We start from the raw sequence: 24,387 nt of genomic DNA, 5'->3' as shown, positions 1-24,387 counted from the left end.
CATCCGACATTCCCTGCGCAATGGCTTTACGGCTTATGACGCGCTCTCCCCGGTGAGACGGCCTCTATTGCCACCGTCGCCCTTCGGAAGCGTTAGCTCCCGCCGGACTTGACGCCGTTACGGGCGCCAGGACCACACGCTTTCGCCGTACGCTTCAGCCGCGACCGTCAATCGCAACGTCAACGTCCACCGCGACCCGCCCCTCGTCATGACGACGGCCGACGCCCCTCTGAGTGGGACGGGATGGCTATTGATGTGCAGGTGATTTGGGGTCGAAGGAAAGGAAAATATTTTTGATTTTCGGAAATTTTGGACTTGACACGATTTCTATAAATCAGAAATGATTTGCCCGTCGGGTTGATTTGTCGCGGCCCGATCGCGAAATTTCGCTTTGCGCGCGGGGCGACGCGGGCCGCGATTTAAGTTGCGGTGGTATTATGCATTCAGCCATCGAACCAGGCCATGAACCCATAAAATAGCAGCCCGCGGTCATATCTCCGTGGCTATAGGATCGCCCGTGGCGAACTTGAAGTAGGTGTTCCACGCTGCGCCAAGCTTACATGAGCGCGGCGTTGATCCACAGATGGGTGAGGATGCTTGCCACGTAACCAAGCGCAATGGCCCAGGTCCATCGAAGATGATTGATAAACGTGTAGTGGTTGCGCAGCAGTCCCATCAGCGCCACGCCCGCCGCCGTGCCGATGGACACGAGGCTCCCCCCGACACCGGTGCTCAGCGTGACGAGCATCCACTGGCCGCTCGACATATCCGGGTTCATGGTGAGCACCGCGAACATCAGCGGGATGTTGTCGAACGCCGCGCCCAGCACCCCGATGGCGATGTTGGCGGCGGTCGGTCCGAGGTCGCCATAGAGATAGTTCGACAACTGCGCGAGGTAGCCGGCAACGCCTAGCCCGGCGACGGCGAAGATGACGCCGAAGAAGAACAGCAGCGTGTCCCATTCCAGGCGCCTGATCTCGCGTAAGGAGTCGAACGCCATGTCCTGGTCGTCACGGCGGCGACCGACCTGCTGGAGGATGTAGCTGTACATTTGCAGGTATCCGAGACCCAGCATCATCCCGAGCGCGGGCGGCAAACTGAAGAAGGTCTTGAACGAAACGGCGGTCGCGATGGTGGCCGCGAACAGCCCGACCACAACGCCCGCGCCGTGCTTGAGTCTCCTCGTTTCGCTTACCGGCTCCGGCATTCCTTTCGGCACGCTGAAATGCATTAACGCCGCCGGGACGAGGAAGTTCACCAGCGCCGGGAGGAAGAGATGGAAGAACTCCAGGAATTCCAGCTTGCCTTTCTGCCAGACCATCAGCGAGGTGATGTCGCCGAACGGCGAGATGACGCCGCCGGCATTGGCGGCCACCACGATGATAATGCAGCCCATAACGATGAACTGGTAGCTGCCGACCCCGACGGCCACCACCACGGCGCCCATGACGAGCGCCGTGGTCAGATTGTCGATGATGGGACCGAAGACAAACGCAAGCCCTCCGATCAGCCAGAAAAGCTGCCGATAAGAGAGCTTTCTGCTGGCGAGCTTGGCCCTCACCGCGGCGAATACGCGCCGCTCCTGCATCGTGTTCACATACGTGATCGCCACCACGAGGAACAGCATCAGCTCGCCATAGTCGAGGATCACATGCTTGGCGGCGGCTTCGAGCGCGGCGCTCTGGCCATGCGCAGCGTAGACGACGCCGAGAAGCGCCCAGATGAGGCCCGCCGCCAGCATGACGGGTTTCGACTTGCGCAGTTGAATGACTTCCTCGACGGCCACGAATCCGTAAGCAACGAAGAAGATCAGAAGCGCCAGATAACCGACGGGATGCCGCGTCAGATCGATGCGCGCTGCCGCCTCCATGGCATGGAGCGGCGCGGGAGCGGACAGGAGCAAGACAAATACCGCACCGGCCAACATCCGCAGCCGTCCGGCAAAACGCACCGTCGCCAGTTCCTGTCGACAAAAGTCGAGCGCCATCACCGTGCAGCTTTCTACTCTTGGGTTTGAGCAACGCAGGCCCTGCTCCCGTCGCGCGGATCGTGCCTGCTGGAGACAAGCCGTAGCACGACACGGCACGACATGCGCCCGCTGCTGCGTAGGGAATAGTGCCCACGGAATTATGGTGGGTACTACCTACGCGCTTGCGTACGAAGTTGGGGCGGCGCATTCTCGCTCGAGAAAAAATTGTCCGCTTGGTGACGGAGAACTGGATTGGGCGATGTCGTCCGCAGATCACGTGGTGCGACTGCGGGCTTGCGCTGGAGTGGCGGTTGGCCGCGCGAACTGGCGCCGGCGCGATACGCCCTGATCGGCGGCATCTTCACTGTCGCCTATCTCGGGCTCGAATGGCTCACGCGCGTCCATGAACTCGAAGCCCTCGGCATCACGCTGTGGAATCCGGCGAAGGCGCTGAGCCTTGGCCTGTTGCTGCTCAAGGGCGTCTCCTATGCGCCGGCGCTGTTCCTGGCGTCGCTGCTGGTCGATCTCTTCATCTACGGGGCCGCCAAGGGCGTCGCTTCCATGGTCGCCACGAGCGCAGTCGTTGCGATCGGATATGCCGCGCTCGCTGCGGGTCTCACGCGAGGCCTCGGCTTTGCTGTTAGACGGCCTGACCTGCGCAATGTGATTGCACTGCTGGTGACGGTGCCGGCAGGGACATTCGTCATAGCCTGCCTCTATTGCGGCTTTCTCGTAGGGTTCGGCGACCTGCCGGCGAGGCAGTACTGGGAAGCGGTGCGGCATCTCTGGGTCGGAGACACCGTCGGTGTCATCATCCTCCTCCCCCTTGCCATGGCCGCGTCCTGGTCAGTTCGACGTCTGGGCGAGACAAGACTCGTCATGCTGCTGATCGACTTCGGAACCTTTCTGGCCGGGGTGCTGATCGCATTGTGGCTGATCTTCTCCTTCGAGGGAGCCAACGAGTACCATTTGTTCTATCTGCTGTTTCTCCCGGTGAGCTGGATCGCGATGCGCGCCGGGTTCGTGGGAGCGGCAGCCGGCGTATGTGTCGTCCATCTGCTGCTGCTGGCCTTCATCAGCTGGGGCGGCTACCCCGCAAGCACTTTCATGGGCTACCAGCTGCTGGTGCTGGCGCTCGCCTTCAACGGGTTGCTGCTGGGCGCCGTCGTCGACGAGCGCCGGAGATCGGACGAACTGCTGCGCGAGCAGCATGCCGAAGTGGTACGCATGACAAGGCATGCGACGGCCGGTGCGATGGGCGTTTCATTGGCGCACCAGATCAGCCAGCCGCTGTCGAACGTCGCCATGTACCTTCACGTCGGCAGGCAGCTTCTGGCTGACAAGCCTGACGAGCCGGCACCGATTGCGGCGTCGCTTGAAAAGGCAACAGGTCAGTTGCGGCAGGCGAAAGACATCCTCGAGCGTCTGAGGGATTTCGTCTCGCGCGGCACGCTGAGGCCGGCTCCCACCGACCTCGGCGCCCTGACTCGGAAGGTGGTGGCTCTAGCCGAGGATGATGCAAGGGCGCACGGCGTATCGGTGCGGCTTGAGGCTGCGTCCGTCCCACCAGTCATCGTTGACGCACTTCAACTCGAGCAAAGCCTGATCAACGTGATCAACAACGCCATCGACGCCGCAGCGGAAGCCGACCGTCTGCCCGGCTGCGTCACCGTTCGCGTGGCAGCCCTCAACAAACGGGTACGGATCGAGATCGAAGACAATGGGCCAGGCGTGTCCGATGTCGTGGCCAAACAGCTGTTCGAGCCGTTCGTCACGACAAAGCCGAGCGGTATGGGGCTCGGCCTGGCGCTGTCGCGCGAGCTGATCAGCGCGCATGGAGGGACAATCGATTGGGAGCACGTCCGGCCCGATGGCGGCGCGCGGTTCACGATCGAACTTCCCTTGAGCCCAGAGGTGGGCCATGGGCCATAAGCGCATCGTTCACGTCATCGACGATGAATCCGAGGTCTGCGAAGCTCTCAAAGTGCTGTTGCATACGGCGGGGATGGAGGCGCGCACCTATGCCTCGGCCGAAGAGTTCCTCTCGGAAGTCAAGCTGAGCAGGCCGTTATGCTTGCTGGTTGATCTGCGCTTGCCCGGAATGAGCGGGCTGGATCTCGTGAGTCACTTGCAACAGGGGCCGATGTGCCCGGTGGTGGTGATGATCACTGGCCATGGCGACGTGCCGCTCGCCGTCAAAGCCATGCGAGCGGGCGCATTGCACTTTCTTGAGAAGCCGTTCGAGCCGGCGGAACTCCTTCAGACTCTGGAGGAAGCACACCAGCGCGTCAGCGAAATCGCTGCCCAGGAAGAAGCGTATGCAGCTATTGAAGCCAGGCACCGATCGCTCACGGCCCGCGAACAGGAAGTAATGGTACTACTGGCTGAAGGCATGCCGACGAAGGTGCTCGCTACAAAACTCGGGATCAGCACGCGGACAGCCGAGCATCATCGCGCAGCTGTGCTGCAGAAGATGGGCGCGCGGACGCTGTCGCATCTGGCGCGCATGAGCATAAGCCTGCAGGGGCGGAGTGCGCTTCCAAGACCGTAGGTAATCTTCGCCATTTCCGGGGAAGGCGATGAATGCAACTCCGCGCAGACAGCATACTCTGTTAGGTCTCGACCGCGGCGCGTGGTTCTCGGATAACGAGAGCATCACAGGCTACGTCATCCATGATCGCCTTTGCGGTGCTCCCTAGAAATATCTCGAAGAAGGGACTCCGCCCGTGCGTACCAAGCACTAACAGGTCGACATCTTTGTCTCGTACATAATCACGCAGCAGAAAATTTGGTGAGCCATCCTCAATCAGCACATTCGGCTGTCGCCAACCGGGCGCTGTTTTTTCCACTCCTGCCAAAAACGCCCGCACCTCGTGCTCGACTCCCATACGATATTGTCCATGCAATGCCGCTTCGGTTATCAATTCGGACGGTGGGGTGTATGCGTGAAAAACTGTTAGCCTTTGTCCAGAGAAAAGGCGTCCGGTTGTTTCCAGGGCATAACGTGAGGACTCGGAGAGGTCGGTAGCGAACACAATATTTTTGTACGGCCTGCGAGGACGCTCCTTGACAACAAGGAGCGGCACCCGAGAGCGACGAAATAGTCGATCCGCGGTCCTGCCCAATATGAAATGGCCGAACGACTCTTCTCTTCCGATGCCGATCGCGATCAGGTCGCAATTCTCAGCGTTGGCATTGCACAGAATGGCTTCTACCGGATTTCCTTCGGTGATGCGCACCGTTGGCCGGGCCGGAAGCGCGTCGACATCGGCCAGGAGGCGTTTTGTGGCAATATCAAACGGATCGGGCGGGCGTCTCCACGACGGCAGTCCTGCTACATTCGGGATGCTCAACTCGCGACCTTCAATGACATGCAGGACGATCAGCGACGATTGCCACTGCGTTGCAAGCATGGCCGCTCGGCAAAGCGCGCGGTCACAGCGGGCGCTGAGGTCCGTCGCCAAGAGAATCTTCTTGCCGCACATCCGACTTGGCGCATTCACACCGCTCTACCCCTGTCGTTCGGGACGACCAATTCGTTTGGGCTTTCAGCGGCGCATCTTGATGTTCCGCCTTGCCTGCTGGGGATAGTACGTAACACGCCGCGGCGCGAAATGGGCCCAGTTCCGCGTAGGGATTAATGCTTGCGCGCTTATGGTGAGAACTACCTACTCGCTAGCGTACGAATTATGACACCTTGCAAGGGGCGGACAGGCTCGCCACGCTTGTGGTGTAGCTTTCGTGCTTGACGAGCAATGCCCATTGCGACGTAAATACCGCACCCACTACTGTAGAGCTACGGAATTGCCCGTCCTTATTCTCACATCGACAAAGCAAGATTTCCTTGCGCGCAAGATCGCCAAGCAGCTTGTCGATTTGCGTCTTGCCGCCGCCGTGCAGATAAGAGAAGTCGACAGTTTCTATCGTTGGCAGGCAACAATTCACAACCACAATGAATACGCACTCACAATCAAGACTATCGCTGCCCACTTTTCCAAGATTGAAGAACTGATCAAGCGCGAGCACACCTACGATATTCCGCAGATCATCATGCTCGACATCAAGAACGGCTCGGTCGACTATCTTCGATGGATAGAAGAACAGGTGTCCTGACAAGGGTCTTGATAAGCATGGAGCGAGGGCTGCAAAGCAGCGACCCCGCTCACGATTGGTTTCCTCGCTTGTTAGATCTAACGCGGCCGTCTCGAGGGACGGGCCACGGGCCTCACGGTTCGCCCGGCGAAGCATCGTCCGAAGACGCGCGTAGACGCGCTGCTCACCACGAGGGCGCTACCGCGCCACGACCTCGACCTCGCCATCAACGCCGTTGACGACGTTGAAGGGGCGCTCGAACACCTTGCCTTCGTTCTTGGCGATGGCGCGGTATTCGCCTTCGGACAGGACGACGCGGGGAAATGCGCCGATCGATTCCTTGATGACGTCGCCGCCCGGCGTGATGACGGACCAGGCGGTGTTGGCGAGCGCCTCGCCGCCCTTGTCGCTGACGAGCTTCAGCATGATGACGGCGGCGCGATGGGTGACGATCACGTCGGTCAACTTGCCGGCCTGCACGCGGATGTCGGAACGGACAACGGAATTGGCATCGCCGTAGTTGGAGATGATGTAGTAGGTGCCCTCCGGCAGCAGCGCGACGTCGCCGCCGGCGACGTTGGGCAACAGCGAGGTCCGCTCCGCGCCGTCGAACTGGCTGCCTTTATAAATCGCGAACGAAATCTGGTTCGGCGGGATCTTGGAGGTGCCGACGCGGCCTTCGATACGCAGGCCGCCGGCCGGAAGCACGAAGGATTCCCGATCGGTCTCCGACTTCAGGCTCACCGCCCGCACCGCGCTGACGAGGCCGAGCGCGACGTGCACGACGTAATTGCCCGGCGGCAGCACGATGTTCGGGGTCGCACCGCGGTCCTCGCGGATCAGGCGGAACGTGCCGTTATCGTCCGGCTTGTCCGCGAACACCCGCCACACCAACCCGCTGTTGATGACCGGCAAATCCTTGCCGTAGCGCGCCGTCAACGACAGCACGGCCTGGCCAGGCGTCGCGGCGCCCGGCGGCGGCGCCGCCGGCGGAACGGTGGCGATCGACGGCGGCACCAGGGTCGGCTGCGTCAGGGTCGGCGGCAGGGTGGGTATAGAGCCCGGCGGCGCCAGGTTCATCGCAGGACCCGACGGCGCATCCGGAATCGAACCCGGCGGCACCGGCGGCGGGCGATCGGAGAACATCTGGGCCGAAGCCGGGCCAGATCCCAGCAACGTGAAGGCAAGTGTTAAGGCAAGCATTGGGGCAAGCAAAAGCCGCGGGAAAAGCCGCCATGCGCCCCCGTCCCCGCCGATGCCATTGCCTCGCCAAGTCATCGCCATGCTTTTCACTGAAAACGCGGCAAATTCAAGCCTGCAGAGTAGCCCGAAAGAGCAGCCCGAAGCCTCCTGGACCAAGGAACCGGCAGTTGATCCCGCGGTCGCAGTCCAGTCATAATCTCCGCCTAGGCCGCTTTGGCCGGGCATAAACCATGCATCTAGAATTGATTGACATGATTCTGGTACGGCCATGCCGCGGCGAATATGCTTGAGCCGCAGGAGAGTTTTTCGTGTTGGATAACTGGATGGGCCGCGGCCAAAAGGGCTCCGACGGCCGTGACGAGGTAGGGCTCGGCAGCATCCGCCGGCCGGTGATCGGGCTGGCGCTGGGCGGCGGCGCCGCGCGCGGGTTCGCCCATATTGGCATCATCAAGACCCTGGTCGCCCACGGTATCCATCCCAATGTCGTGGTGGGAACGTCGATGGGCGCGGTGATCGGCGGCGGCTTCGCCTCCGGAAATCTCGAAAAGGTGGAAGAATGGGCGCGCGGCCTGCAGCCGCGCAATATTTTCAGCTATCTCGATATCCGTCTCAACGGCTCCGGCCTGATCGGCGGCAGCAGGCTTGCCGCCCAACTCGAGACGACGATGGGCCAGGGCCTGATCGAGGACCTGCCGGTGAAATTCGCCACTGTTGCGACCGAAGTGCGCACCGGCCACGAGATCTGGCTGACCCATGGCCGCATGATCGACGCGATGCAGGCCTCATACGCGCTGCCGGGAATATTCTCGCCGGTCCTGATCGGCGACCGCTGGCTGGTCGATGGCGCGCTGGTCAACCCGGTTCCGGTGTCGGCGGCCCGCGCCCTCGGCGCGGAGATCGTCATCGCCGCCAATCTCTCCAGCGACGTCTTTACCCACTCGACGACGATCTATGCGCATGGCCCTTCCGCCGAGCTTGCGGTTGTGCCGGAAGCAGCGCCTGAACCTGCAACTCCGAAGCGCGGCCTCGGAAAATTCTTCTCCGCCGAACGCACCGTAAAGCGCGAATTCTTCGGCGCGCCCGGCCGGCCGGGAATTTCCACGGTCATGGTCGACGCCTTCAACATCATGCAGGACCGCATCACCCGCGCGCGGCTGGCCGGCGATCCGCCCGATCTCCTGATCTCGCCCCGGGTCGGCAAGATCGGCTTGTTCGATTTTCACCGCGCCGACGATCTGATCGCCCATGGCGTGCGCGCCGCCGAGCGCGCCATCGATTCCATCCAGGAAGCGATCCACATTCTGGCGCCGGCAGCGGCCGGTGCCGCCGCTGCCGAAAAGGCCGGACCAGAGAAAGAATAGAGCTCAGGCGGTCTTGATGTAGTCGCGCAGCGCTTCCTGCTCGGCTTCATATTCGTGGACACGGCGCTTGACGATGTCGCCGATCGAGATCAGGCCGACCACCTTGCCCTCCTCGACGACAGGCAAATGCCTGAACTTGCCCAGCGTCATCATTTCCATGATGCCGCTGACCGTGTCCGACTCCCGGCAACTGACGACCTTGCGCGTCATCACGGCGCTGACCGGCTCATCCAGCACCTTGGCGCCGCGCTCGCCGAGCACACGGACGATGTCGCGTTCCGACAAGATGCCTTCGAGGCGTCCCTGGTTCATGACCAGCACGGCGCCGATCTTGCGCTCGCCCAGGAGCTTGACCGCGGCCGAGAGCTTGGCGTCCGGCTCGACGTTCAGGATGTCATGGCCTTTGGAATCGAGAATTGCACGTACCGTCATTGCCGCCTCCTGAATCGGTGCGCACCCCTTTTGGGGGTTCGACTTGTTCGCGAGTCTTCAATCAACAGTTCCACGCCGAACTCGTTTCAAGAGCGTTCGTTTCAGGCGCGGTCTACAAGCTCGGCTGTCCTGCATGGCAGCGGGCTTTGTCTTGTGTCACACATGTCAAGATGATGGATGAAATCGCGGTGCGCCGCAAGCGACGATCAGACGCGGTCGGCCTCGTCAGGCGATGACGCATCTGCAGCATGCGCTGCCGCCCGTGGCACCGGATCGAACAGCGAAAACAGCATCAGGCCGGCGAGAAATCCGCCGATATGCGCCTGCCACGCCACGGTGCCGCCGTCGGCGCCGATCGCAATCGATCCGACGCCAAAGATGATGTTGACGCCGAACCACACCGCCAGAAATCCCAGCACGCGCGTGTCGCGAAAGGCCTGTCCGAGCGACAGCGCCGGCACCTTCGCCGCTTCATCCGCGTCGCCGCGGCTGAACGACAGAAAGCTTCCCTTCACAAAGGCAAAGCGAATGGCGGCCGCCATGGTGCCGGAGACCGACGCCGACGCGCCGATCATCGGCGCGATCGCGTGTTCATGCGTGAGCAGATGTGCAATCGCGCCGGCCGCGGCCGTCACGGCCATGAAAACGTAAAACCTGACCGCGCCGAACCGGCGCGCCAGCGCGCTGCCGAACGGCAACAGCCACAGCACGTTGAAGCCGATATGGGTGAGATTGGCGTGCAGCAGCGAATAGGTGACGAAGGTCCAGACCTTGGCGCCCGCTCCGCCGGGAAAATCGATGTTGAGCAGCGTCGAATCGTAGCGTTTCGGAATGAAACCGAAGACGTCGATGGTCCAGTTCTCGAGTTCCGGCGGCAGCAGCACCCGCAGATGAATGACCGCGATCAGCGCGATATAGGCCGTCAGCGCACCCGGCAGGGTCAGGATCGGCTCTCGCGGACCGTCCGGGGCTTCAAGCTGGGTTTCAGGCTGGGATTCCAAGGGGCCAGGGACCTTTAGAGACCTTTAGAGGCGGCTTTGGGGAATAATCGGCCCAGATAGGCGGCTTTGCCCGCGCTGTGCAAGTGCACAAACGTTCGAACCATCAAAGGCGCTGCACTGCGTCCGGGACACGAGACAGGGTCGCTATGCCAAAAAGAGCAAAGAAAAAGGGAGGACGCTGAGAACGTCCTCCCTCGTCGTGCCGATCTTTTCGCGCCCCTGGAGCTTGGGGGAACATCCCCACCCCTCCCCGCGCGACGACCAAACTGTTTGACGCCACCTGTGTACCAACCGAGCCGGTCAGCCGGAGATAAGCCGGCCGGGTCCGATGCGTTCCACTCTACGCAGGCCGCACCGGGATCGCCAATCTCATAGTTAATTTAACGTTAACAACGCAAAGCCGCCGCCAAAGCGGCCAAACCGCGTCCACGGCATGGACGCTGCACAGCCTGTCCTGCACAACACAGAAGGGACAGCACGTGAGCAAAATCGGGACAGATATGTGCCGCCCTGCCACGGGCGGGGGCGAGGCCAACGTATGAAACATCCATCGAGCCGTCAGTTTTTTGCCTATTGGGACGCAAAACGCGGCCACGCGCGGGCACCTGACCGCAGCGAGATCGAACCATCAGCGGTACGCGAACTGCTCGGCGACATCTTCGTGCTGGGTTACGAAAACGAGGCCGGCTTCCCCTTCCGCGTCGCCGGAACACGGGTCTGCGCCCTGCTCGGCCGCGACGCAAAGGACAGCAGCTTCTCGGCGCTGTTCGCACCAGAGAGCCGCCGCGAAATCGAAGACGTCGTGACTTACGTCGCCGAAGAAATGCTGGCCGCCGTCGCCGGCATCACAGCGACGTCGGAAGACGGCCGGACGGCGCATCTGGAATTGCTGCTGCTGCCGTTCAACAACCGCGCGCACGCGCCGATCAGCGTCACCGGCCTGTTGGCGCCGTTCGAGGACGATCTCGGCACGCTGAAGGATTTCAAGCTGACGTCGTGGCGCTATCTGCACCGGCCGGAAAAACTCGTTCCCCGCGCCTTGCGCAAGCTCGCCATCGCGCGCGGCTTCATGGTGTACGAAGGAATTACCGGCCGCTGAACCGCGCGGCGCGCTTTTCAAGAAACGCGTTGCGTCCCTCCAGCGCATCCGCGCTCTTGCGGATCTCGGCCTGCGTCTCGATTTCGCGCCGGAACTGATCGGCATAGCTGGCGTGTTCGCTCTCCTCGAGCAGGCGGCGCGTCGCAACCAGCGCCCGCGTCGGACCGCTTGCAAGCTTGCGCGCCAGCGCCAGCGCGCCGCCCTGAAGCGCGGCATCATCGAACACTTCCCGGACCAGTCCCCATTCCCTGGCCGTCTCGGCCGATAGCGGCTCGTTCATCAACATCAGTTCGAGCGCGCGCTGCCGGCCGACCAGGCGCGGCAACAGCCAGGTCGAGCCGAGATCAGGCACCAGCGCGATCCGGCTGAAGACCTGAATGAAGCTCGCCGAGCGCGCCGCGACAATCACGTCTCCCGCCATCGCGAGACTGAAGCCGCCGCCGGCGGCGACGCCATTGACCGCCACCACGACCGGCACGCGGCATTCGCGCAGCGCCCTGAAGGCCGGCCAGTAATACCGCATCACGCCGTCGACGATGTCGTCGCCGAGGATGGCCGCGGCCTTGAGGTTCTGGCCGGAGCAAAAGCCGCGGCCGGCGCCGGTCAGGACCAGCGCCCGTACCCCGGGATCCTCGGTCATCTCGCGGATCGCGAGGGCAAGATCGCCCAACAGGTCGGGCGTCATCGCATTCAGCGTCGCAGGCTCGTCCAGCGTCAGCACGCCGACGGCATCGTCGCGGTCCCGCTTCACTCCCGGCATCGCATCCCTCCCCGAAATTTGGCCGGCCCTGCCGGGCCCGACATTAAGCATGATGGTACCGAAACAACGCACTGACAAACAATCGCTTTCAGCGGTCTTGACCGAAAACGACCTTTGCCGGGATACTGACCGGATTGGACGTGAGCGATGTTTGAGATCATTATTTTCTGCGTCATTTTACTGGCGGTTTCCTATTGGGCGGTCCTGTGGCTGATGGGACGGCGCGAGGATGTTTTGCACGGCGAATTCGTCGAAGCCGGTGCGCAGGCCGAGGAGCCCGCTCGATCGGTGTTTCCGGAGCGGCCTGCCCGTAAAGTTCGAGCGGTTCGGCAAGCCTTCCCCGAAAAGCCGGTCTTCCCCGAAAAACCCGTCATCACCGAGAAGCCCGACATCACCGAGAAGCGCGTTCAAAACGCAATCGCGAAGCCGGCCGTTCGAGCTGTCTTGCCGGAGCAACCTGCCTTCAGACAGGAACGGCTGGAGTCGCTGCTGAACTCGATCAAGCGGGATCTCAATCAGCTGGTCCAGAAGTAGCTGCACCGCATCGGGCGGCGGTCCCAAACTGAAAACCGTGCGCGCATTGACATAGGCCGGGCGCGGGCCGAGCTTGCACGACAACTCTTGCAGGTGAGGCGTTTTTTCCGGGAGTGCGGCATTGCGCAATCGCTGGGGCATTCTTGCGATCCTGTTCGTGGTTCGCCTCACGATGGCCTTCCAGTTTCAGAGCGTGGCCGCGGTCGCGCCGCTGCTCGGCACCAAATTCGGCGTCAGCCTTGCCGATATCGGATTGCTGATCGGCCTTTATTTCACGCCGGGCGTGGCGATTGCGTTGCCGGGCGGCGCAATCGGGCAACGGTTCGGCGACAAGAGAACAGTGTTCGCCGCGCTCGCGCTGATGCTGATCGGCAACCTTGCGATGGCGCTGTCGGATTCCTGGACCGTGCAGATGGCCGGACGGCTGATCGCGGGCGCCGGCGGCGTGCTGCTCAACGTCCAGATGACCAAGATGGTCGCCGACTGGTTCGCCGGTCGCGAGATCGCAACGGCGATGGCGATCTTCATCAATTCATGGCCGGCCGGCATTGCGCTTTCGTTGCTGACCTTGCCTGCCATCGGCACCGCCTGGGGCGTGAGCGCGGTGTACTTCTCGGTCGCTGCCCTGATCGGCTTGGGCATCATTCTTCTTGCCGCAGGCTATCGATCGCCGCCGAACGCGGCTGCGGTCTCCGGCGCTCCCTCACGTCTCGACCGCAACGCAACGATCGCGGTGATCGTCGCGGGCCTGCTCTGGGGCATCTACAATATCGGCTTTGCGATGATCTTCAGCTTCGGACCGCTGTTGCTGGTCGAACGCGGCTAGTCGATCGCGTCTGCAGGATCGACCATCAGCATCGTGCTGTGGCTGGCGGCGCTCGCGGGCCCGGCAGGCGGGTTTCTGGCGGACCGCACCAAGCGGCCGCAGACTGTTCTGGTCGGCGGATGCATCGTGTTCGCGCTGCTGATGCTGATACTGCCACGCTCCGGCGCCGTGCTGCTGACGGTCGTCGCACTCGGCCTCGCCTCCGCGCCGCCGTCGGGGCCGATCATGAGCCTGCCTCCGCAGGTATTGCAGCCTTCCACCCGCGCGATCGGCATGGGCCTGTTCTACACGGTCTTTTATGCGGCGATGATGCTGGGGCCGTTTGCCGGCGGCAGCCTCGCCAAATGGACGGGGACCGCTGCCACCGCATTCGACTTCGGCGCGGCAATGGTCTTGCTGTGCCCGCTGCTGCTGTGGACGTTCAACCGGATCGCGGCGGCACGGACACACACAGCTTGATGCACATACTTGATGCAACCGGCGATAACACATCATTAACCCTGTCGGCCTTAGGGTTCTTCCTGACGCCGAAGGACCGGACGTCGGGTGGCGAAGAATGTCGTTTGCGCAAAAAAAATCCACTGTCCCGGTCGCTCAGGAGCGACGGCGCTTCCAGCGCGTGAAAGTCCACCTGCTCGGCCGCTACATGCTGCCGGACCGGCGTGAATTTCCCTGCCAGATCATCAATATGTCGCCGGGCGGATTGGCCCTGCTGGCGCCCGGCATCGGCAATGTCGGTGACCGCGTGATCGCCTATCTCGACCATATCGGCCGGGTTGAGGGCAAGATCACCCGCATCATCGACAATGGTTTTGCCATGACCGTGGGCGCGACCGCGCGCAAACGCGACAAGCTCGCCGCCCAGCTCACCTGGCTCGCCAACCGCGATATCCTCAATCTGCCGGAAGACCGCCGCCACGACCGTATCGTGCCGCGCAACCCGATCGCGCTGCTCACGCTCGAGGACGGCAGCAAGATGACCTGCCGGATCATCGACCTCTCGGCGTCGGGTGCGGCGATTGCCGCGGAAAACCGCCCGCCGCTGAAATCGCTCGTCATGCTGGGCAAGGTCCAGTCCCGGGTGGTGCGAAATCTCGAAGAAGGCTTCGCGCTCGAGTTCGTCCACGAGCAAATTGCCGAGACGCTCGAAGACGCGGTTAGCGCGCGGTAAAGCGCCAGCCGCCCCAATCCTCGATTTCCCGACTTCAAAAGGCGGTATCCGCGTTGCCGGATACCGCCTTTGTGCGCTCTGACGCCGGCCAGAGCAGGTTAACGCCGGGCGCTTTTGCAACCACAAGTGCCGCTGCGGCAGCGCATGGCGCGTTAATGCGTAAAATTTGAATCAATTGCAGTTGTTTCAAATTTTAGGCGAATTTTATTCAAGTATAGATCGAATTCGCCGCAGTTTTTACTTGTATTCACGTCAAATGTACTTGGCTGACTTAGCGGCGGCGCAAAACCTTTGTGCGAAACATGGTCCCAACAAGAAACGGGGGCCACAATGTTGTTCAGGGGACAGGGGAAAGGATTGGCGGTTGCCGCCATCCTGCTGGGGATGAGCGTCTCCACGAGTTTCGCGGCGAAAGCCGGCGACGCGCTCTATGCCAGCCTTGGCGATACCACGCGTTCGCCGATCGGCTGGGTTGAATTCTGCGCCGAGAATCCCGGCGACTGCCGCGGCGGCGCATCACAGCCGCGGGACATCGTGCTGTCGCAGACGGCATGGCGAGATTTGCTGAGAGTCAACAAGTGGGTCAACGAGACCATCAAGCCGATCACCGACATGGATCATTGGGGTGTGATCGAGAAATGGTCGTTGCCGACGGACGGCTACGGCGACTGCGAGGACTACGTGCTGCTGAAGCGCAAGATGCTGATCGACGCCGGCTGGCCGCGCGAGGCGCTGCTGATCACAGTGGTGCGCGACAAGAAGGGCGAAGGCCACGCGGTGCTGACGGTCAAGACCGACAAGGGCGAATTCGTGCTCGACAACCAGAACGAAAACGTCCTCGCCTGGACGGAGACCGGCTACCGCTTCGTCAAGCGTCAGTCGCAGAGCGATCCGAATCTGTGGGTGTCGCTCGGTGACAACCGCCCCGCGGTCGCTACCGCCAGTTCGCGCGATCGCTAACGACAAAGGAATTTACGAACCCGCGACCCGGTCACATCCCCACCCCTCCCCGTCCCAGACCGGTTCGCGCGCGGCCAGCCTTCCCCCAAAGGCTGGCCGCAACTTTTTGGGGGATTAAGGACGCTTCGCCCGCATTTGATTTCAGGAAGTAGCTCGCGTTCAATCGGCATGAAGCAGCCGGTAGATCGATTTGAATCGAAAGCTTCGCTTGCCAGCCAATGCCGTGGCGTCGAACTCAGCACCTTCCTCGGAATAGGTTCCGGAAAATCCGATGCTGATTTCCTTTCCTGCCCAGGGAAACGTACCGGCAATCGGCGAATGCTCCCGGCTGGTCATTTCACCCTTCCACCTTCCGTCGGAGCAGGTGTAGTTGCCGACGGTATAATAAAATCCACCGCCCCCACGCATCGTGCCGTCGCGCAGCACCATCACGTGTCGGTTGTAGGCGTCCACGCCGTCCTGAAACCTTGTGGTCGCCAGATAGATTCCATTCCTGATCATGATGGATGCCGGCCATCGGGCAACGTCGGACCCAGGAGAGGTGCCGGCAAGATTGCGCGTCGTGGAACGGCTTTTCAAGTGATCTACGATCGCCCTCGCCCAAGGCATGCCGCAACTTTTTGTGCTGCGCCAGCTGTGAGATGATGGCGCGCTTCGGAGGAACCAACCGTGCCCCACAACGAGATCGACGCCATCCGCGCATTGCTGGGCTCGAAACCGCGACCGGTCGGCTGGTCGGAACGGCGCCAGCGTTTGGACGAAGTCGGATCGACCTGGCCGATCGCATCTGATGTGAAATGTGACGCCGTCGACTGCGACGGCGTGCCCGGCGAGTGGTCGCTCGCGCCAGGCAGCGACCCGTCGCGCGTGCTGCTGTATTTTCACGGCGGTGGTTATTGCTCCGGTTCGATCCAGAGCCATCGCCGGATGGTGACGGAAGCGGGCCGCGCGGCACAGTCGCGCGCGCTCGCGATCGATTACCGCCGCGCGCCCGAGCACCCCTATCCGGCCGCCCATGAGGACGCGCTGACGGCGTGGCGCTTCCTGCGCAAGCAAGGCCTGCCGGCGGCAAACATCGCCGTCGGCGGCGACAGTGCCGGCGGCAATCTCGCGCTCGGGCTGATCGGCCGGTTGCGCACGGCCGGCGAGCAGCTGCCCGGCTGCGCCTGGCTGGTCTCGCCCTGGACCGACCTTACGATGTCGGGCACCACGCTCGACACCAAGGATGCGACCGACCCGCTGATCCACCGGGCCTATCTCGCCGAACTCGCGGACGCCTATGCGCCGTCGCCGATCGATCGCAGGGATCCGCTGATCTCGCCGTTATTTGCGGATCTCGCCGGCTTTCCGCCGCTCCTGATCCAGGTCGGCTCGGCCGAAACGCTGCTGGCGGACGCCACACGGCTGGCGGCCGCCGCCGGATCTGATAACGTCGAGGTGAGCCTCGAAATCTGGCCGCACATGATCCACGCCTGGCCGGTCTGGAATGCGAGATTGGCGGATGGTCGCCGCGCCCTTGCGAAGGCGGGGCAATTTATCCGCGCGCATCTGCAAGAACCGTCGTAGAGCGTGTGCAGGCCGCCCAAGGCCATTCTGCAGCGCAAAAGCCCGGGATTATTGATGTTTTACCCGGAATCCCGCCTCGACTGGGTGAATCCCTGGTTTCGGCGCAGCCAAGCCTGTGGTAATCGAGGGCATTGAAATTACGTCCGGATTTAGAGTCTCATGATCGAACCCGCCCCCCGGAATACCAGTGCGCTTGCGCGTATCAGTGGCCAGCCGATCGCAATCGGCGCTGCGGCCCTCGTCATTGTCGTGCTGGGAATAGGTTCAATCACGCTGTGGCGGGCCTATACCGGCACCGCGCCCGAAACCGACCGCGTCGTCGCGGTCAGGCAATTGCAGGCGCGTACCGCGCAGGCGTCCGAACAGCTGGTCGAGAAAACCAAGGGCATCGAAGCCACCCAGCAGGAATCGATCGATCAGCTCCAAGTGGTCCAGGATCAATTACTGACGGTGCGCCGCCTGCTCGCCGCGCAGCAGGCCGATACCAGAAAGCTCTCCGAACAGGTCGGCACCCTGACCGAATCGATCGACGGCTTGCGGCAATCGTTCGCGAGCGCGCAGGCGGCCGAACCCGCCGCCCCGCCCTCTGCCCGCAAACGGTCGGTCAGGAAAGCCAGCGCGGCAAAGCCGCGCGCGAGCAAGAGCGCCAAACTCAAGCGCGGCAGGTCGAACGGCTGACGCCCGCCCCGGACGCGGTCCGGGGACCGTCCCTCAAGGCCAGAGGAACGGACTGAGCGCCTTGGTGATATCCCCGCACGATCAGTACCCTTTGCGCGGCTGATCGTGACGCGTTCAGCGCCAGTCCGCCGCGCGGGCTGCAGGCTGGCGGCAGTTCTCCACCAGATGCCACTAAAAATCCGCCTTCCTGCCAATTTTGTGTTCCGAGTGTGAACTGCTTCACATATGGCCGCGGGAATCTCCTGCATGCTGCAGTTCACCGGATGGCGTGAGCCGATTTCAATATCCGGGGCTGGCAAGGTCGTTGACGGTATACTGCGTCGACGGCCTTGTTTTTTGGCCCCCATTCATCCCTCGCCCCGGCGCTTCCGAAATCCCGATCAGATTTAACTCGCAGGCAGGTGATTTGCCTTTGGCCGGCATTGTTTGCTGAATGCCGCTCTCTTGAGCCCGTGCGATCCTGATACATGAGGACCGCACTCTACTCGTTTGTTTTTGATGCGTTTTCGGCGCAGATAAGTCTACGCAATCTGCGTAAACTTGATCGCTATGCGGAGGGATCCCTCGCGCCGGAAGACGCCATCCAAGGAGCCTCCCCAATGAGCGCCGAACCCCTGCCGACCGCTGATGTCATCGGACTGACGAAAGTCGCGCCGTTTTCCCGTCGCGCTTCATGACCGCGACGGCCGCCGTCACGGCCGGCTATACACTCGCCGCCGGCCCGGTGCGGGCCGACGTTATCAAGACCGACACCAACGGCCTTAACGCCGGCGATGCCCGGATCAAGGTGACCGACGGCGAGATGCCCGGCTATTTCGCCCGTCCCGAAGGCGCCGCCAATCCGCCGGTCGTGCTGGTAGCGATGGAGATTTTCGGGCTGCATGAATACATCAAGGACGTGACGCGGCGCCTCGCCAAGCTCGGCGTGTTCGCGGTGGCGCCGGATTATTATTTCCGCAAGGGCACCGATCTCACCAAGGTCACCGACATCCCGCAACTGCTGCCGATCGTGAATTCGAAACCGGACGCCGAATTGCTGTCCGACCTCGACAGCACGGTGGCGTGGGCGAAGTCGCAGGGCGGCGATACTTCGCGGCTCGGTATCATCGGGTTCTGCCGCGGCGGGCGGACGGTCTGGGAATATGCCGCCCATAGTCCCACGCTGAAGGCAGGCGCCGCGTTTTACGGCCCGCCGGTCGATCCGCCGAACCCGCTCTGGCCGAAGAGCCCGACGCAGCTCGCGCCCGAGATGAAGGCGCCGGTGCTGGGCCTCTATGGTGAAGCCGATAGCGGCATTCCCGTCGCCGCCGTGGAAGCCCTGAAGGCCGCCCTGGCGGCGAACAAGAAGACCGCCGAGTTCAAGATCTATCCGGGCGCCCCGCATGGCTTCCACGCCGACTATCGTGCCAGCTATCGCAAGGAAGCGGCCGACGATGCTTGGGCGCAGATGCAGGCCTGGTTCAAGAAATACGGCGTGCTGAGCTAGAGCGTTTTCGAGCGAAGTGGACACCGGTTCGCGTGAAGAAAACGCGTCAAAACAAAAATCTAGAGCTTTGGTCCTGAACCAAAGCTCTAAGAATAGCTACGGGCAAACCACAGGCGTGAAAAATGGCGCGCAGCCAACGGCTGCGCGCTATTTCAAGGGACGGCCTATCCGGCGCGATCGCTGTTGCGATGCGGCCTGGATACCGTCTGCTCGATTTCCCAGAGCATCCAGACGATGGCCGCTCCCAGACCGACAACGACACCCAGGAGCACGAACGTCAAAGCCGGGACTGTGAGCATGTTGAGCATCCCTGATGTGATGCAAGCGACGTACCAGCAAACCAAACGCGGCCTCGGTGATTAAACACCGGGGCCGCCGAAATCATCCCGATAACCCGCCAGGCCGGGATTAGTTGCAAACCTGAACCGGCTGGAGGCGCCAGCCATAGGGGGTCAGCACGCGCTGCTGAACGACGTAGCAGCCGCCATCGCCGTAATCGTAGCCGTAATTGGCGTAATACGGGTAACCGTCATCATAGCCGTTGTAATAGCCGTACGGTCCGTAGAGCCCGTAGCCGAGGCCGGCGCCGGCTGCAGCGGCAAGGGGAAATCCACGATGACGGAAGCCGTGATGGTAGCCGCCGCGATAACCGGCAAAGTTGCCGCCGCGCAATCCGGCCGCTACGGGAAGCGCCGCCGCACGGAAACCACCGCCGATCGCTGCGGCGCGAAACCCTCCGCCGCCGATGCCAATCCCGCCGCCCCGGAAGCCGCCGCCGTGGAATCCACCGCCATGGAAGCCGCCGCCGCGAAACCCTCCGCCGCCGAAGCCGCCGCGGGCCGAAGCTGTGTCCGGCACCAGCATGGCGAGCGATGCGGCCGCGACCAAGGCGATCATCGTTTTGCGTAACATCACACATTCTCCTGCCAAGAACCCGCCGCAAGCGAGTGGAAAACATTCTGCTTCCCACCACAAATCTAGGACGGGTTCTCAGCAATCGCGCGGCCTGTTTTCTCACTTCTGCGCGACTGGCAACGTGCAATGTTCTAGCAGCCCCGGCAGATGCTCTTCACCTTGCGGTCGATGGTCCTGTTTTCCTGTTGGATGGCGGCATCGACATCCGCGTGCGGTTGCGCCGTCGACCCTGTGCCCGCAGCGCCGGTCGTGACCCCGGCCCCGGTGTTCGCAGGCGGGCCCGACGATTGGGCGGTGCCGGCGCTGTTGGTGCCGGGCGCAGCGGGAAGCCTGGCCGCGTTGCCTGTGCCGCTCGGATCGGTGCCCGAATTGTTCAGACCGGCCGCGTTTGCCGGGCCGGGTGGCACGCCATTGATGGAAGTCGGGCCGGCGCCCGCCGATCCCGCATTGGGCGTACCCACCGAGCTGCTGCTTCCTGATGTCGAGCCGCTTGCGCCGCCGCCTGCACTTCCGCCGCCAGCACTTCCGCTGCCGCCGCCTGCGCTTTGCGCGAACGAAATGGCCGGCACCGTCAGGATGGTGAGCGCGATCATTGCTGCAAATGCGGTTGGTTTGGTCATCGAGAACTCCTTTCCTGGTTCAACGACGGCGAAACAGGCTTGTTCCGGCCGGAACGATTTCGGGCGCGGACCATTATGCAAACGTATCCGCCACGTTGCCGGAGCCGAGGACGCTTGCGCAAACTGATCGCTTTCGACGACGACACGTTCGACAAGCTGACCCAGCTTGGACGCGACCGGATGGCGACGATTCAGGAACTGGCCGATGAAGCCTTTGCTGACGTTTTGAAGAAGCACGGCATCCCGATCGATCTCAAGGACGCACTTCGCAAGAGCGCAAGACTTTCCAGCGCCAAGACAGAAAAGAATGCAAAACAGAAGAAGTCAAAAGCCCGAAAGGCTGCCTCATGACCGATCCCGATCCGTTTGAGCAGGGCCAGCGCGCAGCGCGCGAGAATATCCCGACTGAAGCCAATCCCTATCAGGACGGCAGCGAGCAGCATGCGCTCTGGGCCGCCGGGCACGAGCAGGTTGCCGGCGCGGCCGAGGCCAACGAGTCCGAAGATACCTGACGCTGTGTTCAGCCGATTTTCTTCAAACCGTTTTTGAACCGCGGCCCGTTGATGGCGTAGGACTTCGCCGCACGTCCCATCGCCGTCGCCTGCTCGGGCGAAAGCGTGCGGATCACGCGCGCCGGCGCGCCGATGATCAGTGAGAGCTCGGGAAATTCCTTGCCCTCGGTGATGATAGACCCAGCGCCGACGACACTGCCGCGGCCGATCTTCGCGCCGTTCATCACGATCGAGCCCATCCCGACCAGGGCGCCGTCCTCGAGCGTGCAGCCGTGCAGGATGACGTTGTGGCCGACGGTGCAGTTTTTCCCGATCGTCAGCGGAAAGCCGGGGTCGGTGTGGCAGGTCGAATTGTCCTGCACGTTGGAGCCTTCGCCGATCTCGATCCACTCATTGTCGCCGCGGAGCACCGCGCCGAACCACACGCTGGCCCCATTCTTCAGACGCACCTTGCCGATGACGGTGGCGGTATCGGCGATGAAATAGTTTCCGTCCGCGGGAAGATCGGGCCCCTGCCCGTCAAGTTCGTAGATCGCCATGATGATCAGGTCTCCGTTTGTAGAGACCTTGGCACAGCCGCCAGCGCATGATCAAGCAAAGGGCCGGATACGTCTCAGGCGAACACGCTCTAGGCGAACAGGGCGCTAAGCGAACAGACCTGCGGCCCGCAGCGTCATCAGGAAGAACGTGCCCGACATCAGGCTCCAGAAGCCGGCGAGCACGGTCGCCATCATCACGAATTCGAAGCGGCGGCGCTCGATCCTGGCGCCGCGCAGCGTATTGCGCATGATGATGAAGGGGGCGGCAAAAACCAGGAACGGAACCGCGGCGAACGTCTTCGGCGCCACGCCATTCCCGAGCAGCCCGAAACCGGCGGGCCGCGCCGCCATGGCCTGGTAGCCGCTGGTCAACGCGCCTGCGAGCGCAAAACCGATGCAAAGGGAAAACAGGGAATTCAACGCATCGGGCGACATGGAACACATCCGCTACAGAGCAAACCGCGCCCTGCTTTCGCAAAATCGGGGACCCGCCGCCACAGCATCCTTAAGAAAAGGTTAACAGCGGGCGGCCGCGGCCCCGTTTGCGCATGACTCGCGCTTGCCCGATGCCGGTGAAATCATACGGAAATCCCGTCGCCCGTGGCATATTCGCCGGGTGATTCGGCCTCAGCCTCGAACTCGACCGATACTTCTTTCATGACATTGCTTTCGACGGCCCAGCACATCGCCCGCGACACGCGAAAAGACCCGCGCTCGCACATGGTCCTGATCGTGGTGGCGGCGACCATCACCGCCGGCGCAATCGGGCTCGTGGCCTATCTCCTGTGGCCGACCTGGGGCAATGGTGCAGCCAACGCGCCGTCGCGATTACCGGTCAGCGTGGGCGGCACCCTCTTCAACGTGCCGACGTCGGCGATCCGCAGGAAAATCCAGCGCCATTCCGGTCCACAGGAACGCGTCGATCTCAACTTCACATTCCCTTCGCTCGAAGCGCCCGAGTTGCCCCGGCACATGAGCGCCGATACGGTCGAAGAAAAGGTGCAGCCGATCGACCGGATCTTCCTGTCGATCTCGGCGCATCACGACACGCTGGCGCCCGACGCCCGGGTCCGCACCATCTATCCGCGCTATCTGGAGCAGGCCGCAACGCCGATCGACGACGGGCTGGCGATGCGCGCGTTTCGCGACGGCTCGCCCTATGCCAACGAAGATCTGTTCACCGCCGGCGCGCCGGGCCTCAACGCGCGCTGCACGCGCGACGGGGTGACGCCCGGAATGTGCCTGAGCGAGCGCCGTGTCGACGGCGCCGACCTGACATTCAGATTTCCGCGGAGCTGGCTATCGCAATGGCGCGACGTAGCCAATGCGATGAACCGTTTGACAGCTCAATTGCACGGGCCGCAAAAATAGCGGCGCAGACGCGCGTTACGCCTCAGCCCTGATCGACCAGGTCTTCCTCGAGGATCGCCATCTGGAACTGAAAGGAACGATCGTCGTCTTCGTCGTCGACGAACAGGACGCCGATGAACTCCTCACCGATATAGACCTCGGCGGAATCATCCTTTTTCGGGCGCGGCACCACGCGAATTTTCTGGTTGCCGAATACGCGCTTGAGATAGGCGTCGAGCTTCCTGACTTCCTGAACGTCCACGGCGGTCTCCAATCGGATATTATGGGGTTTCCGGGGAGTTTTAGGCCGAGACGGCGCAGACCGCCAGCCGTATCTTCACGAGATCGACAGGTGGAAAGCGATCGGGTCAGATCCCGATCGCGTTGAGCATCTGGTCCATGGTGCGCGATGGCTCGGCGCAGCCGGCTTCGCCAACGATCTTGGCCGGAACACCCGCCACGGTGACGTTATGCGGCACCGGTTTGACCACCACCGAGCCTGCGGCGATGCGCGCGCAGTGACCGATCTCGATATTGCCGAGAATTTTCGCGCCGGCCCCGATCAGCACGCCGTGGCGAATCTTGGGATGGCGATCCTCGTTCTCCTTGCCGGTGCCGCCGAGCGTGACACCGTGCAGGATCGAAACGTCGTCCTCGATGACAGCCGTCTCACCGCAGACGAATCCGGTCGCATGATCGAGGAAGATTCCGCGGCCGATGGTCGCCGCCGGGTTGATGTCGGTCTGGAACACCGCGGACGCCCGGCTCTGCAGGTAGTAGGCGAAATCCTTGCGCCCTCTCTTGTACAGCCAGTGCGCCAGCCGATGGGTCTGCAGGGCGTGGAAGCCCTTGAAGTAAAGCAAGGGATCGATGAAGCGCGACGTCGCAGGATCGCGGTCATAGACCGCGACCAGATCGGCGCGGAACGCATTGCCGAGATCGGGTTCGTCGCGCAGCGCCTCGTCATAGGTCTGGCGGATCAGATCGCCCGACAGCGCCGAATGATCGAGCCGCTCGGCCAGGCGGTGGATCACCGCATCTTCCAGCCGCTCGTGATGCAGCACGGTCGAGTAGATGAAGGACGCCAGTTCCGGCTCGCGGCGAACGATGTCTTCCGCCTCGTTCCGCACGCGATCCCAGATCGGATCGAGCGCGGTCAGCTTCGAACCCTGCGGACTGACCTGATGCACTGCCATGGGTTTCTCTCGGCTTGTTCTCGTGGCTTGTTTCGCCCGGCCTTATAGCACGGCGGACGGATGGCTGTCCCGGGGCGGGCGCCGGCAGAGTAAACCCAGCCCTTCCCAAAGACGTCA

General features: G+C 62.6%; 29 protein-coding genes and 1 pseudogene. 16 read left to right on the top strand and 14 right to left on the bottom strand.

The features are described from left to right. Positions 1–556 precede the first annotated feature (556 nt). Positions 557–1,987, bottom strand: coding sequence for a sodium:proton antiporter NhaD (nhaD, locus tag JQ629_RS20985; protein WP_249135181.1), 1,431 nt, complete (start codon positions 1,985–1,987; stop codon positions 557–559). A gap of 234 nt (positions 1,988–2,221) precedes the next feature. Here nhaD and JQ629_RS20980 point away from each other — a divergent pair, with 234 nt between their 5' ends. Beyond that, on the top strand, positions 2,222–3,901 hold the full coding sequence (locus tag JQ629_RS20980; protein WP_212414271.1) for an ATP-binding protein: 1,680 nt from the start codon (positions 2,222–2,224) through the stop codon (positions 3,899–3,901). Then, positions 3,891–4,520: a response regulator transcription factor gene (locus JQ629_RS20975; protein ID WP_212414270.1), complete on the top strand. Its 630-nt coding sequence runs from the start codon at positions 3,891–3,893 to the stop codon at positions 4,518–4,520. Before JQ629_RS20980 ends, JQ629_RS20975 begins: the two co-directional genes overlap by 11 nt. 61 nt (positions 4,521–4,581) lie before the next feature. Here JQ629_RS20975 and JQ629_RS20970 read toward each other — a convergent pair whose 3' ends face one another. After that, a complete protein-coding gene (locus JQ629_RS20970; protein WP_212414269.1) occupies positions 4,582–5,433 on the bottom strand; it encodes a universal stress protein in 852 nt (283 codons plus the stop codon). 340 nt (positions 5,434–5,773) lie between these two features. On the opposite strand from JQ629_RS20970, the gene cutA reads away from it, so the two are divergent. Then, on the top strand, positions 5,774–6,082 hold the full coding sequence (gene cutA / locus JQ629_RS20965) for a divalent-cation tolerance protein CutA (protein ID WP_212414268.1): 309 nt from the start codon (positions 5,774–5,776) through the stop codon (positions 6,080–6,082). 177 nt (positions 6,083–6,259) lie between these two features. Here the strand turns inward: cutA and JQ629_RS20960 are convergent, their stop codons facing one another. Beyond that, complete coding sequence (locus tag JQ629_RS20960) at positions 6,260–7,339, bottom strand: RgsD C-terminal domain-containing protein (RefSeq protein WP_212414286.1); 1,080 nt, start codon at positions 7,337–7,339, stop codon at positions 6,260–6,262. Positions 7,340–7,572: 233 nt separating this feature from the next. Here JQ629_RS20960 and JQ629_RS20955 point away from each other — a divergent pair, with 233 nt between their 5' ends. After that, positions 7,573–8,625, top strand: a complete 1,053-nt coding sequence (locus tag JQ629_RS20955) for a patatin-like phospholipase family protein (RefSeq protein WP_349631294.1) — start codon at positions 7,573–7,575, stop codon at positions 8,623–8,625. Between the two features lie 3 nt (positions 8,626–8,628). Here the strand turns inward: JQ629_RS20955 and JQ629_RS20950 are convergent, their stop codons facing one another. Both JQ629_RS20950 and JQ629_RS20945 read right to left on the bottom strand, forming a co-directional pair. Next, complete coding sequence (locus tag JQ629_RS20950) at positions 8,629–9,057, bottom strand: CBS domain-containing protein (protein WP_212265835.1); 429 nt, start codon at positions 9,055–9,057, stop codon at positions 8,629–8,631. Between the two features lie 206 nt (positions 9,058–9,263). Then, positions 9,264–10,058: a rhomboid family intramembrane serine protease gene (locus JQ629_RS20945; RefSeq protein WP_212414267.1), complete on the bottom strand. Its 795-nt coding sequence runs from the start codon at positions 10,056–10,058 to the stop codon at positions 9,264–9,266. Positions 10,059–10,596: 538 nt separating this feature from the next. Here JQ629_RS20945 and JQ629_RS20940 point away from each other — a divergent pair. Further along, positions 10,597–11,157 carry a PAS domain-containing protein gene (locus tag JQ629_RS20940; protein WP_212414266.1) on the top strand — a complete coding sequence of 187 codons (561 nt, stop codon included), beginning with the start codon at positions 10,597–10,599 and terminating at the stop codon, positions 11,155–11,157. Here JQ629_RS20940 and JQ629_RS20935 read toward each other — a convergent pair. Further along, positions 11,144–11,917, bottom strand: a complete 774-nt coding sequence (locus JQ629_RS20935; RefSeq protein WP_212414265.1) for an enoyl-CoA hydratase-related protein — start codon at positions 11,915–11,917, stop codon at positions 11,144–11,146. The two genes, JQ629_RS20940 and JQ629_RS20935, sit on opposite strands and share 14 nt — an antisense overlap. A gap of 147 nt (positions 11,918–12,064) precedes the next feature. On the opposite strand from JQ629_RS20935, the gene JQ629_RS20930 reads away from it, so the two are divergent. The 5 genes from JQ629_RS20930 to JQ629_RS20915 all read left to right on the top strand — a co-directional run bounded on the left by JQ629_RS20930 (position 12,065) and on the right by JQ629_RS20915 (position 15,408). Further along, entirely contained in the window at positions 12,065–12,451 is a 387-nt protein-coding gene (locus tag JQ629_RS20930) for a hypothetical protein (RefSeq protein WP_212414264.1), read from the top strand. 121 nt (positions 12,452–12,572) lie between these two features. Further along, a complete protein-coding gene (locus tag JQ629_RS37170; protein ID WP_249135179.1) occupies positions 12,573–13,277 on the top strand; it encodes an MFS transporter in 705 nt (234 codons plus the stop codon). 3 nt (positions 13,278–13,280) lie between these two features. After that, a complete protein-coding gene (locus JQ629_RS37165) occupies positions 13,281–13,736 on the top strand; it encodes an MFS transporter (RefSeq protein ID WP_502753213.1) in 456 nt (151 codons plus the stop codon). A 97-nt stretch (positions 13,737–13,833) separates the two neighbouring features. Then, positions 13,834–14,448, top strand: a complete 615-nt coding sequence (locus JQ629_RS20920; protein WP_212204845.1) for a PilZ domain-containing protein — start codon at positions 13,834–13,836, stop codon at positions 14,446–14,448. A gap of 330 nt (positions 14,449–14,778) precedes the next feature. Continuing rightward, on the top strand, positions 14,779–15,408 hold the full coding sequence (locus JQ629_RS20915) for a transglutaminase-like cysteine peptidase (RefSeq protein ID WP_212414263.1): 630 nt from the start codon (positions 14,779–14,781) through the stop codon (positions 15,406–15,408). Positions 15,409–15,567: 159 nt separating this feature from the next. Here the strand turns inward: JQ629_RS20915 and JQ629_RS20910 are convergent, their stop codons facing one another. Further along, complete coding sequence (locus JQ629_RS20910) at positions 15,568–15,909, bottom strand: hypothetical protein (RefSeq protein WP_212036164.1); 342 nt, start codon at positions 15,907–15,909, stop codon at positions 15,568–15,570. A 168-nt stretch (positions 15,910–16,077) separates the two neighbouring features. On the opposite strand from JQ629_RS20910, the gene JQ629_RS20905 reads away from it, so the two are divergent. The 3 genes and pseudogenes from JQ629_RS20905 to JQ629_RS20890 all read left to right on the top strand — a co-directional run bounded on the left by JQ629_RS20905 (position 16,078) and on the right by JQ629_RS20890 (position 19,138). Then, positions 16,078–16,974 carry an alpha/beta hydrolase gene (locus JQ629_RS20905; RefSeq protein ID WP_212414262.1) on the top strand — a complete coding sequence of 299 codons (897 nt, stop codon included), beginning with the start codon at positions 16,078–16,080 and terminating at the stop codon, positions 16,972–16,974. A gap of 159 nt (positions 16,975–17,133) precedes the next feature. Further along, positions 17,134–17,652, top strand: coding sequence for a hypothetical protein (locus JQ629_RS20900; protein ID WP_212414261.1), 519 nt, complete (start codon positions 17,134–17,136; stop codon positions 17,650–17,652). A gap of 599 nt (positions 17,653–18,251) precedes the next feature. Beyond that, positions 18,252–19,138, top strand: a pseudogene (locus JQ629_RS20890) (dienelactone hydrolase family protein). A 164-nt stretch (positions 19,139–19,302) separates the two neighbouring features. Here JQ629_RS20890 and JQ629_RS37560 read toward each other — a convergent pair. The 3 genes from JQ629_RS37560 to JQ629_RS37160 form a co-directional block, all read right to left on the bottom strand. Next, positions 19,303–19,437 (bottom strand): hypothetical protein, encoded by a 135-nt coding sequence (locus tag JQ629_RS37560; protein ID WP_283815945.1) that lies wholly within the window; start codon positions 19,435–19,437, stop codon positions 19,303–19,305. A gap of 109 nt (positions 19,438–19,546) precedes the next feature. Further along, positions 19,547–20,050: a hypothetical protein gene (locus JQ629_RS20885; RefSeq protein ID WP_212414258.1), complete on the bottom strand. Its 504-nt coding sequence runs from the start codon at positions 20,048–20,050 to the stop codon at positions 19,547–19,549. Between the two features lie 134 nt (positions 20,051–20,184). Then, positions 20,185–20,673: a hypothetical protein gene (locus JQ629_RS37160; RefSeq protein WP_249135178.1), complete on the bottom strand. Its 489-nt coding sequence runs from the start codon at positions 20,671–20,673 to the stop codon at positions 20,185–20,187. Between the two features lie 39 nt (positions 20,674–20,712). Here JQ629_RS37160 and JQ629_RS20875 point away from each other — a divergent pair, with 39 nt between their 5' ends. Both JQ629_RS20875 and JQ629_RS20870 read left to right on the top strand, forming a co-directional pair. Then, positions 20,713–21,024, top strand: a complete 312-nt coding sequence (locus tag JQ629_RS20875) for a hypothetical protein (protein ID WP_502753208.1) — start codon at positions 20,713–20,715, stop codon at positions 21,022–21,024. Next, a complete protein-coding gene (locus JQ629_RS20870; protein ID WP_212414257.1) occupies positions 21,021–21,185 on the top strand; it encodes a hypothetical protein in 165 nt (54 codons plus the stop codon). The genes JQ629_RS20875 and JQ629_RS20870 overlap by 4 nt, the downstream gene beginning before the upstream one ends. 8 nt (positions 21,186–21,193) lie before the next feature. Here JQ629_RS20870 and JQ629_RS20865 read toward each other — a convergent pair whose 3' ends face one another. Both JQ629_RS20865 and JQ629_RS20860 read right to left on the bottom strand, forming a co-directional pair. Beyond that, positions 21,194–21,724, bottom strand: coding sequence for a gamma carbonic anhydrase family protein (locus JQ629_RS20865; protein WP_212414256.1), 531 nt, complete (start codon positions 21,722–21,724; stop codon positions 21,194–21,196). A 105-nt stretch (positions 21,725–21,829) separates the two neighbouring features. Then, positions 21,830–22,159 carry a DUF6949 family protein gene (locus JQ629_RS20860; RefSeq protein ID WP_211996228.1) on the bottom strand — a complete coding sequence of 110 codons (330 nt, stop codon included), beginning with the start codon at positions 22,157–22,159 and terminating at the stop codon, positions 21,830–21,832. A gap of 222 nt (positions 22,160–22,381) precedes the next feature. Between JQ629_RS20860 and JQ629_RS20855 the strand changes: the two genes are divergently transcribed. Next, a complete protein-coding gene (locus tag JQ629_RS20855; RefSeq protein WP_212414255.1) occupies positions 22,382–23,095 on the top strand; it encodes a hypothetical protein in 714 nt (237 codons plus the stop codon). A gap of 22 nt (positions 23,096–23,117) precedes the next feature. On the opposite strand, the gene JQ629_RS20850 is transcribed toward JQ629_RS20855, so the two are convergent. Together JQ629_RS20850 and cysE are read right to left on the bottom strand one after the other, a co-directional pair. Continuing rightward, complete coding sequence (locus JQ629_RS20850) at positions 23,118–23,336, bottom strand: DUF3126 family protein (RefSeq protein WP_192734033.1); 219 nt, start codon at positions 23,334–23,336, stop codon at positions 23,118–23,120. Positions 23,337–23,442: 106 nt separating this feature from the next. Continuing rightward, entirely contained in the window at positions 23,443–24,270 is an 828-nt protein-coding gene (gene cysE / locus JQ629_RS20845) for a serine O-acetyltransferase (protein WP_212265851.1), read from the bottom strand. Positions 24,271–24,387 lie beyond the last annotated feature (117 nt).

Origin of the sequence: Bradyrhizobium sp. AUGA SZCCT0222 (assembly GCF_018130205.1) — a bacterium.
Taxonomy (GTDB): domain Bacteria; phylum Pseudomonadota; class Alphaproteobacteria; order Rhizobiales; family Xanthobacteraceae; genus Bradyrhizobium.
Note: the sequence above shows the minus strand (reverse complement) of the source record. Positions and strands in the feature narration are given on the sequence as shown.

Bases quoted from the DNA above. Each gene is read 5' to 3' on its own strand.
- JQ629_RS20915 (WP_212414263.1), top strand. From the start codon at position 14,779: ATGTTGTTCAGGGGACAGGGGAAAGGATTGGCGGTTGCCGCCATCCTG.
- JQ629_RS20975 (WP_212414270.1), top strand. From the start codon at position 3,891: ATGGGCCATAAGCGCATCGTTCACGTCATCGACGATGAATCCGAGGTC.
- JQ629_RS37160 (WP_249135178.1), bottom strand. From the start codon at position 20,673: ATGACCAAACCAACCGCATTTGCAGCAATGATCGCGCTCACCATCCTG.
- JQ629_RS20940 (WP_212414266.1), top strand. From the start codon at position 10,597: ATGAAACATCCATCGAGCCGTCAGTTTTTTGCCTATTGGGACGCAAAA.
- JQ629_RS20920 (WP_212204845.1), top strand. From the start codon at position 13,834: ATGTCGTTTGCGCAAAAAAAATCCACTGTCCCGGTCGCTCAGGAGCGA.
- cysE (WP_212265851.1), bottom strand. From the start codon at position 24,270: ATGGCAGTGCATCAGGTCAGTCCGCAGGGTTCGAAGCTGACCGCGCTC.
- JQ629_RS20935 (WP_212414265.1), bottom strand. From the start codon at position 11,917: ATGCCGGGAGTGAAGCGGGACCGCGACGATGCCGTCGGCGTGCTGACG.
- JQ629_RS20885 (WP_212414258.1), bottom strand. From the start codon at position 20,050: ATGTTACGCAAAACGATGATCGCCTTGGTCGCGGCCGCATCGCTCGCC.
- JQ629_RS20900 (WP_212414261.1), top strand. From the start codon at position 17,134: ATGATCGAACCCGCCCCCCGGAATACCAGTGCGCTTGCGCGTATCAGT.
- JQ629_RS20930 (WP_212414264.1), top strand. From the start codon at position 12,065: ATGTTTGAGATCATTATTTTCTGCGTCATTTTACTGGCGGTTTCCTAT.
- JQ629_RS37560 (WP_283815945.1), bottom strand. From the start codon at position 19,437: ATGCTCACAGTCCCGGCTTTGACGTTCGTGCTCCTGGGTGTCGTTGTC.
- JQ629_RS20960 (WP_212414286.1), bottom strand. From the start codon at position 7,339: ATGACTTGGCGAGGCAATGGCATCGGCGGGGACGGGGGCGCATGGCGG.
- JQ629_RS20865 (WP_212414256.1), bottom strand. From the start codon at position 21,724: ATGGCGATCTACGAACTTGACGGGCAGGGGCCCGATCTTCCCGCGGAC.
- JQ629_RS20855 (WP_212414255.1), top strand. From the start codon at position 22,382: ATGACATTGCTTTCGACGGCCCAGCACATCGCCCGCGACACGCGAAAA.
- JQ629_RS20950 (WP_212265835.1), bottom strand. From the start codon at position 9,057: ATGACGGTACGTGCAATTCTCGATTCCAAAGGCCATGACATCCTGAAC.
- nhaD (WP_249135181.1), bottom strand. From the start codon at position 1,987: ATGGCGCTCGACTTTTGTCGACAGGAACTGGCGACGGTGCGTTTTGCC.
- JQ629_RS20870 (WP_212414257.1), top strand. From the start codon at position 21,021: ATGACCGATCCCGATCCGTTTGAGCAGGGCCAGCGCGCAGCGCGCGAG.
- JQ629_RS20860 (WP_211996228.1), bottom strand. From the start codon at position 22,159: ATGTCGCCCGATGCGTTGAATTCCCTGTTTTCCCTTTGCATCGGTTTT.
- JQ629_RS20910 (WP_212036164.1), bottom strand. From the start codon at position 15,909: ATGATCAGGAATGGAATCTATCTGGCGACCACAAGGTTTCAGGACGGC.